The organism is Actinomycetes bacterium, assembly GCA_022396035.1.
Taxonomy (GTDB): Bacteria; Actinomycetota; Humimicrobiia; order Humimicrobiales; family Humimicrobiaceae; genus Halolacustris.
Genome location: JAIOXO010000034.1, coordinates 1 through 8,555 on the forward strand (window position 1 = coordinate 1; position 8,555 = coordinate 8,555).

The window sequence follows — 8,555 nt, forward strand, 5'->3', positions numbered from 1 at the left end:
AGGAGGGAATGCGTTGATGATACTGTTAAACCTGTCGGCTGCTTTTTCAAGAAAGTACTACAACCTTATCCCTTACAGCCTGCTTAACCCCATTTACTGGATACTGCATTCCATTGCTGCCTATAAGGCCTTGTGGCAGGTCATATTCAGACCCTTCTACTGGGAAAAAACCAGTCATGGCATTTCCAGTTACCAGTTTGAATCAAAAAGCTAGTTGCATATAAGAATTTTTAGCTTTTTGTGATAGGATAATGCATAAAACAACAGTAATAATTAACCATGAAATTAAAACAAATACATGAACTTGCTGTACAGCTGGGAGCGGAAGCGGTACCAATAGGAGGCAAGAATTTTCCTGATTGCCAGGTCCTTAATCTGCCCCAGGCAGAGGTTAAAACCATCTATGCGGGTATAGATATAGGGGTGGGGGAGCTGTTGCTGATAGATAAGCTCAGAAGCTGTGGCCAGCGAATAGATGCGGTACTAAGCCATCATCCATTGGCTAAAGCAGCTTATCTTATGGCAGAAGTAGCCAGGATACAGGAAAAGAACTGGGTAAGATGTGGGGTGGACAAAGAGGTGGCCGGGAAACTGGCAGATAAGCTTATAAGGGAAGCAAACCTGGAGGCTGGCTCTGCCAATTATCTGCAGGTCAGGGATTCAGCCAGACTGCTGGGTTTGCCCCTTATATCCCTCCATACAGCACTGGATAATCTGGTGCAGAAGTTCTTTATAGATCTGCTGGCAGATAAAGAAAATGACAGCCTGGAACAGGTACTGGAGGATATTCAGTCCATAGAGGAGTGCAGGATTTCTTCTGAAGATGGAGTAAAACCATATAGCGCAGGTAAGGCTGACCCTAAGGCAAAATTGGGCAACTGCCTGGTAGATATGACCGGTGGATTGGATCCTCTTTCGGAGATATTTGAGCATCTAAAAGAAGCGGGCATAGATACCATGGTGGGAATGCATTACGGCATGGAAAATATAAAGGCTATGGAAGAAAGCGGAATGGCCTGTCTGGTCTGCGGGCATATGGCTGGCGATTCAATCGGGATCAACCTGTTTTGTGATCAGCTTGCAGCCAGAGGCATAAAAGTTATTGCCGGATCCGGCCTGTACCGGGTAGAGAGGTTGGACCATGATTGATAAACCGCAAGGTCGCCTTCAACTGGTGGCCCCGTCCGGAGGCTGGGAACATCTGGTAGCTGCCTTAAACGCAGGAGCAGATGCAGTTTATCTGGGCTACAGCAATTTTGGGGCAAGAGCCTATGCTCCTAATTTTGATCTGCCCCTGTTAAAAAGGGCGGTGCTTTTTGCCCATGAACGAGGAGCCAAAGTTTTTCTTACCCTGAATACGCTGATAAAAGACAGTGAAATAGAGGAAGCAGCCCATTTTTTAGAGCAGTATGTTCAGATATGCCAGGATGGAATAATTATACAGGATCTGGGCATTTACAGCATGATAAAGGATCTTTTTCCCGGTATCAGGATCCATGCAAGTACCCAGTTAAACGTGCATAACCTGGACTCGGTAAGAATGCTTGAATCCATGGGTATATCCAGGGTGGTATTGGCCAGGGAAATGACTATTTCACAGATTAAAGAAATTACTGAAAACAGCAATATAGAAGTAGAGGTGTTTGCCCATGGTTCCCAGTGTTATTCATTTTCCGGACAATGCTACTTAAGCTCCTTTGCCAGCGGCCGCAGCGGCAACCGGGGAAGATGCAGCCAGCCCTGCCGGATGAAATACCGGCTATTATATAAAAAGGACGGCAGTCTGGCCACAAAAGTTAAAAAACCCTTTTATTATCTGTCCAAAAAAGACCTTTCAGCCATAGACATGATTCCGGAACTGGCAGCCAGCGGGGTGGATGCATTAAAAATCGAGGGCAGGATGAAAACCCCCGAGTATGTAGCTATAGTAACCAGCATATACAGAAAATATATAGATAATTATTACAGCAATCCTGAACAATACAGCGTGGAGGAAAAGGACAGGTACAAGATGGGCCAGATATTTTTAAGGGACAGTGGGACCGGGTACCTGAAAAATGAATATCCTCCGGATATAGTAAACCCCAGGACCAGCGGCAGTATAGGCAGTTTTGCAGGCAGGATAGCTACCATTGAATACAACAGGAACAAGAAAAAGGTACAAGCCATACTGATAAACAGCAGGGTCCCTATCTATCAGGGTGATCTTCTGGAGATATGGACCAACAAGGGCAATGAAAGGATAACTGTGGGTAAAACAGATATGGTGAAAAAAGATGGGGACAAAGATTACATCAGGATACCTCTGGCCAAGAATATCTGGGTTTCTGAAAATGACCGGGTTTTTAAATATTTTGACCACAAGCTGGATGGGGAAGCCAAGTGCTATTATCTTTATCAGAAAAACAAGCCTAAAGTAAAGAAAGAAATCCGGCAACCAGGATTAAAAGATTATGAACTTAATTTTTACCTGACTTCACACCGATTGAAGGATTTTAGGCCAGGGGAAGGCAAAACTGGCCCCGTGAAGTTATCGGTTAATGTATATGACCTGCCGGCAGTGTCACTGGCTGCCGATAAGGGGATCAGGCATATTATTTACCGGGGAGAGGTGAAACCTGAGCTGGCAGAATTAAAAGGATATTGCAGCCAGCGTGGAAGCCTGCTGTTTGTAAGTATTCCTTCCATTGCCTATGATTCTGATATTAGAAGGTTAAAGAAAGACTTGAAACTTCTTGCAGGGGAGGGTCTGGTAAATTATGAACTCAACAGCCTGGGCGCTTTGTTCTGGATAAGTAAAGAGGTCAAAGAGGCAGAAAATTTGATCATAGGTAGAGGATTAAATATATTTAATACCTTAGGGGCAGAATTTGTTTCCGGTCTGGTTCCCAAAGCCAGTATATGTGAGATGGAACTGTCCAATGAATTAAATATAGGGGAGATAACATCTCTGGGCTCCAGAAACCATGATATGAAGTTCTCAATGTTTGGCCACGGCTATTTCCCGGTTATAGCAGCCAAATATAAGCCGGAAATGCTAAATATTGGCTATAACAGGCAGGGGGAATATTACCTGGAAGATGTAAAGGGCTATAAGTTCAGGTTAAGTTCGGATGTTCGGGGCAATATTTTGCTGTTTAATTCCAAGAAAATATGTACCCTTTTTGACCTGGACCGATTTGTTGGAAGTAATCTAAGTTATTTGAGGATAGATGTCCGGTTTATGGATTCCAGAAGCCAGGAAAAAGTGATAGACAGCTACCTGAAAGCTATCACTATACTGGAAGAAAAAGGTGAGGATAAATACCGGGAATTCATTAAATACCTGGGCCAGGATATACTGTTTAAGGATTATACCCGGGGCCATCTTTTAAGGGGAGTAAAGTAATATCCGCACCATTCAGCTATTCCTGTTCCGGCTCAGTTTCTGGTTCCTGGGGAACCACTTTCTCTACTTCCAGTTTAACTTTGGAGCCATAGTTTATGTAGCTTTCAGCTTTAGGATTCTGGCTTACTACTATTCCCTGGGTATCATTTCCCTGAATTTCGGGTACCAGGCCTTTGGTTTCCAGCTTGGCCACTGCTTCTTTCAGGTCAAGCCCGGTTACATCCGGAACCAGAACTCCCAGGCTTACCTTTATTATAATTTCTGATCCTTTATTGTATATGGTCTCCGGCGGGGGAACCTGGCCGAATACAGTTCCTATAGCTGCAGTTCCTTCTTCTTCTATCACCGAAATATTGGTAAACCCTGCCTGCTGGAGCTTATTTATGGCCTGCTGCTGGGTAAGGGTTACTACATCAGGAACAGTTGTTTCCGGGTTTACGCCCTTGCTGATATATATGGTTATGGGTGTATCCCTGGTTATTTCTGTGCGCGGTGCTGGTTCCTGCTGGAATATCTTGGACTGTGGATACTCATTATTAAATTCATTTACTGTATTGGAAATGGAAAGCCCCTGGGCTGCCAGCGTTTCCCTGGCTTCATCCTCCTCCATACCAAGTAGGCTGGGCATGGGGACAGATTCTCTTCCCTTACTTATTTTAAGAGTAATTGAAGGCAATTTGCCTTCTTCTGATTCCAGTACTGTCTCCGGTGCCGGATCCTGGGCAAAAACTATATCACTGGCATAGGTATCATTGTTTTCAGTTATTTCTTCAATAGAAAAGTGCAGCCCTTCAAGCACTTCTCTTGCCTGTTCAATTTCAATTCCTATAAGGTTTGGAACCTTTACTTTGTTATGGATATCGCAATGCTCTAAGGGTTCCTTGCCCTTTATAAAGGACTGGTATTCCAGCAGGTCTTCCGGACACCAGGGAGCGGGAAGCAGACCTGATTCGGAGCAAACCTCTAGATCCATGATTTCATCGGTGGGAGCAGCAAAATTTTTTACCGGTAATCCTTCTAAAGCCGCAGACATATATTGGTTCCATATGTCTGCAGGATAACTTCCACCCACAATGGATCTCCCGTTTATAGGTTCCATGGATTTACTGGATTCAGAATAACCCATCCATACTACAGTTACCAGTTCAGGGGTATAGCCGGCAAACCAGGCATCCCGGTAGTCACTGGTGGTTCCGGTTTTACCTGCAGCCGGCCTGCCAATATTGGCCCCTCTGCCGGTCCCTTCCAGTATTACCCTGGAAAGTATCTGAGTCAGTTTATAGGCATATGCCTGCTCCATTATCCTTTTACCTTCCTGTTCAGACTCAGCCTGATAGTCATAAAGGATATTTCCCTGGGCATCAGTTATCTTAAGGATGGATACCGGCTTATGGTAGACTCCGCCAGCAGCAAAAGTAGAAAATACCTTGCTTATATCCAGGGGTGTAACCCCGATTTCCAGACCTCCCAGAGCTATGGCCGGGTTGCTTCCTACATCCTGTATGTCCAGTTCCTGGCATAGCTGCTCCACATTTTCCGGTCCCACCTCCATCATCAATTGGGCATAAACCACATTTACTGAATGTATGGTAGCTTCCTCTATATTCAACTCCCGGTCAAACTTCTGACCCCCATAGTTGTCTATCTGCCAGGGCGGTCCCTGGGGCAGTTCTATGGTTATGGGGCCATTGGGGTTATAGGTTTTCTGGGTGGGCATGTGCTGGGAAAGGGCCTCTGCCAATACCAGCACCTTGAACACTGAACCCGGTTGCCTTTTACCCTGGGTAGCAATATTAAATTTACTGGCCTGATAATCCTTGCCTCCTATTAAGGCATGGATATAGCCATTAGCAGGATCAGTGCTTATCAAAGAATAAGAAGGGCCTATCTCCTGGGGAAATACATCTTTTACCGCCTGTTCCGCCTTTTGCTGTAATTCCAGGTCCAGGGTGGTATAAATCCTCAGCCCTCCCTTGAACACATCGTAATCTGTAAATTTCTGGTCATAAAGCTGCTGCTTTATATAGTCAATAAAATAGGGAGCTATACTCCTATTGGAGCTGCCGGCCGAAGCAGTGCTGGATTCATTTACTTCTATGGGCGCGGTAAGTGCTTCAAAGTATTGGTCTTTATCAATCAGTTGCTGTTCATACATCATACCAAGTACCAGATTTCTTCTGCTCTCGGCCTTTTCCATATTATTGAAGGGAGAGTAATTTTCCGGGGAACGGATAAGTCCGGCCAGCAGAGCTGCCTGATCCAGGGTAAGGTCTGAAGCATTAACTCCGAAATAGATCTGTGATGCTTTTTCTATGCCGTAGGTTCCGGCACCAAAATAAATGGTATTAAGGTACATTTCCAGCACTTTGTCTTTGGTGTAATGGCGTTCCAGCTGGATGGCAATTACTGCCTCCTTTATTTTCCGGCTCCAGGTTTTTTCAGGGCTAAAGTATACGTTTTTCACATACTGCTGGGTTATGGTGCTGGCCCCCTCGGCCAGCTCCCCGGCTTTAAGGTCAGCAATAAGGGCTCCAATTATCCTTACATAATCAACACCCTGGTGTTCATAATATCTTTTATCTTCAACCGAAACCACTGCATCCCTGATATAGGGAGACATCCGGTCAAAGCTTATAATTTCCCTGTTCTCTTCTGCATGGAATTCAGTAATCAACTGGCCGTCAATGGAATATACCTTGGAAGTCTGGGCTATGGGGGAAGGGGTAAGCTCTTCCAGTGTAGGGAGCGAGCTTATATAAATGAAACCTCCTACCACGCCCACAAACAGAACTACCAGAAATGAAACCAGCAGAAACAGGAAAAAAAATTTTAGTCCTCTTCTTCTTTTACTCATAATATCACCTGCTTTGAATTCTGAATCTGTATTATACTATATAAGGCAAATGCAATAGAAGGGCCAAAATAGACAGAAAATTGGCTACATGTTAATATTTAATCATAATTATAGTCAATTATCAGAGGGTTTAAAAGGCATGGAAAAAAATTTATCGAAGCAGATGGAGTTAATACTATCGGGAACCGAAGATGTGCTGGTAAAAGAGGAACTAGAAAAAATTTTAGCCGGCAGCATACAGTCAAACCATCCCCTGAAAGTTAAGCTGGGCCTGGATCCTACCGCTCCCGATATTCACCTGGGGCATACCGTAGTATTAAACAAACTGAGGCAGTTTCAGGATCTGGGACATAATGCCATCCTTATAATCGGTGATTATACCGCCAGGATTGGCGACCCTTCGGGAAGATCCAAGCTAAGGCCCAAACTGGATCCGGAAGAAATTGACCGACATGCCCAGACCTATATGAGACAGGCTTTCAAAATACTGGATCCGGATAAAACAGAGATGGTAAACAACTCCCAATGGTTAAAGAAGCTTAGCTTTGAAGATGTTTTAAACCTGACTGCCAAGTTTACAGTGGCCAGGATGCTGGAAAGGGATGATTTTAAGAAAAGATTTTCTTCCAATACCCCTATTGCCATAATGGAATTTCTATACCCTATTATGCAGGCTTATGACTCGGTGGCCATTGAAGCCGATGTGGAGCTGGGCGGAACCGATCAGCGGTTCAATCTCCTGATGGGGAGGGAGCTGCAGAAAGAATTTTCCCAGAAGCCGCAGATAGCTATCACCATGCCCATTCTGGTGGGCACAGATGGAGTGGAAAAAATGAGCAAAAGCCTGGGCAACTATATAGGCGTGGATGAATCTCCCCGGGAAATATTTGGAAAGGTAATGTCCATACCCGATGATATAATGCTGGACTATTTTAAGCTGGTTACCCGTATAGAAGTGGGGGAATACCAGGAAATTGACAGACAGCTGAAGCAGGATGAAGTCAATCCTTCGGTTATAAAAAGGAAACTGGCAAGAACCATAGTAGCCGGGCTCTACGATCAGCAGCAGGCGGAGAAGGCAGAGGCAGGTTTTGATTTGATTTTTAAGAAAAACAGGGTACCGGATAACATTGAAGAATATGTGGTTAAGCATCAGAATGGCAAGGTATGGATTGTAAAGCTGCTGGTAGACAGTGGTCTGGCCCAATCCAATGGCGAGGCCAGGCGGCTGATTGGCCAGGGTGCGGTTAAGCTGGATCAAGAAAAAATTGAGGATACGGAACTGGAGCTTGAAGCTTCGGATCTGCAGGGAAAGGTACTCCAGAAAGGAAAAAGGCATTTCAGGAGATTGAAGGTAGGTTAAATTGGTAAAACCAAGAAAAAAGAGAAATGTGATGTATCCTCCCAGAACCCTTTATTTTAAGCCTCAGGGAGCAGCAAGGAATGTTCAGGAAGTGGTACTCAGTATAGATGAATATGAGGCAGTCAGGCTGGCTGATTACAAGAAACTCAAGCAGGAGCAGGCTGCTTCCATGATGAATATATCCCGTCCCACCTTTACCCGCCTGATTGAGAGCGCCCGGCAAAAGATTGCCCAGGCCCTGGTGGGGGGAAGCGCCATAAGGATAGAAGGCGGAGACTTTATTTTTTTAAAAAACAGGATAAAATGCAAGAGCTGTGGTAATATCTGGGAAACTGAACAGAAGAAGCCGAATGATGAAAGCTGCCCCAGCTGCTACAGCCACAATGTGGTAGATGTGGGCCATATGCTAACCAAGGGTCCCGGGAGGAGGAGAAGGGGTGGCTGGTAGGTGGATGCCGGATTAAAGAAATTTTTGGCAAAAATTAAAAAAAAATATCATAAACTTCCCCGCGATCTCCATATAACCAGGAAGGCAGGAGCCCTGGTAGCCATATCCGATGGCCAACCCATAATGATAGAAAAACCTACAGTTAAGTATTGCCCCCTGTTTAAAACCCTTTTCGGAAGCAGCAGTATAGATCAAGAGGCCATTGCGGAGAAATTCAGGATCCAGAAAGAAAAATGGGGAATGTTTACCGCTAACCGCAAAGTCGCCGAGTGCAGTATAGTGGTTCCTTTCGGGGCTTCAGAAATGATAATGTATGCCTTAAACCGGAATGGTGTGGATGCAGCGGTTTTGGTATGCGAGGGGGCAGGTTCGGTTATTACCTCCAGCCCGGAGGTGGTGCAGGGGATAGGGGCCTACATGAATGGGGTATTTTATACCACACCCATAGCGGAGATAATGGAAAATCTTAAAAAAAAGGATGCTGTTCTGCTTTCAGATAGGG

General features: G+C 44.9%; 7 protein-coding genes. 6 read left to right on the forward strand and 1 reads right to left on the reverse strand.

Annotation, left to right across the window (positions count from 1 at the left end; all coding sequences use genetic code 11):
• The 3 genes from K9H14_08020 to K9H14_08030 form a co-directional block, all read left to right on the forward strand.
• The coding region (locus K9H14_08020) for a glycosyl transferase (protein ID MCG9480132.1) at positions 1–214 on the forward strand (214 nt) is incomplete at its 5' end.
• Between the two features lie 65 nt (positions 215–279).
• On the forward strand, positions 280–1,149 hold the full coding sequence (locus K9H14_08025) for a hypothetical protein (GenBank protein ID MCG9480133.1): 870 nt from the start codon (positions 280–282) through the stop codon (positions 1,147–1,149).
• Entirely contained in the window at positions 1,142–3,388 is a 2,247-nt protein-coding gene (locus K9H14_08030) for a U32 family peptidase (protein MCG9480134.1), read from the forward strand. The genes K9H14_08025 and K9H14_08030 overlap by 8 nt, the downstream gene beginning before the upstream one ends.
• Positions 3,389–3,404: 16 nt before the next feature.
• Here the strand turns inward: K9H14_08030 and K9H14_08035 are convergent, their stop codons facing one another.
• Positions 3,405–6,242 carry a PBP1A family penicillin-binding protein gene (locus tag K9H14_08035; GenBank protein MCG9480135.1) on the reverse strand — a complete coding sequence of 946 codons (2,838 nt, stop codon included), beginning with the start codon at positions 6,240–6,242 and terminating at the stop codon, positions 3,405–3,407.
• Positions 6,243–6,381: 139 nt separating this feature from the next.
• On the opposite strand from K9H14_08035, the gene tyrS reads away from it, so the two are divergent.
• From tyrS to K9H14_08050, 3 genes are all read left to right on the forward strand, one after another.
• Complete coding sequence (tyrS, locus tag K9H14_08040) at positions 6,382–7,605, forward strand: tyrosine--tRNA ligase (GenBank protein MCG9480136.1); 1,224 nt, start codon at positions 6,382–6,384, stop codon at positions 7,603–7,605.
• A gap of 31 nt (positions 7,606–7,636) precedes the next feature.
• Positions 7,637–8,053, forward strand: a complete 417-nt coding sequence (locus tag K9H14_08045; GenBank protein MCG9480137.1) for a DUF134 domain-containing protein — start codon at positions 7,637–7,639, stop codon at positions 8,051–8,053.
• Positions 8,054–8,555 (forward strand): DUF2099 family protein (locus K9H14_08050; protein ID MCG9480138.1); only part of this gene is annotated, 502 nt, incomplete at its 3' end.

Coding starts and splice junctions, on each gene's coding strand:
- K9H14_08025 (MCG9480133.1), top strand. CDS start 280: ATGAAATTAAAACAAATACATGAACTTGCTGTACAGCTGGGAGCGGAA.
- K9H14_08030 (MCG9480134.1), top strand. CDS start 1,142: ATGATTGATAAACCGCAAGGTCGCCTTCAACTGGTGGCCCCGTCCGGA.
- K9H14_08035 (MCG9480135.1), bottom strand. CDS start 6,242: ATGAGTAAAAGAAGAAGAGGACTAAAATTTTTTTTCCTGTTTCTGCTG.
- tyrS (MCG9480136.1), top strand. CDS start 6,382: ATGGAAAAAAATTTATCGAAGCAGATGGAGTTAATACTATCGGGAACC.
- K9H14_08045 (MCG9480137.1), top strand. CDS start 7,637: ATGTATCCTCCCAGAACCCTTTATTTTAAGCCTCAGGGAGCAGCAAGG.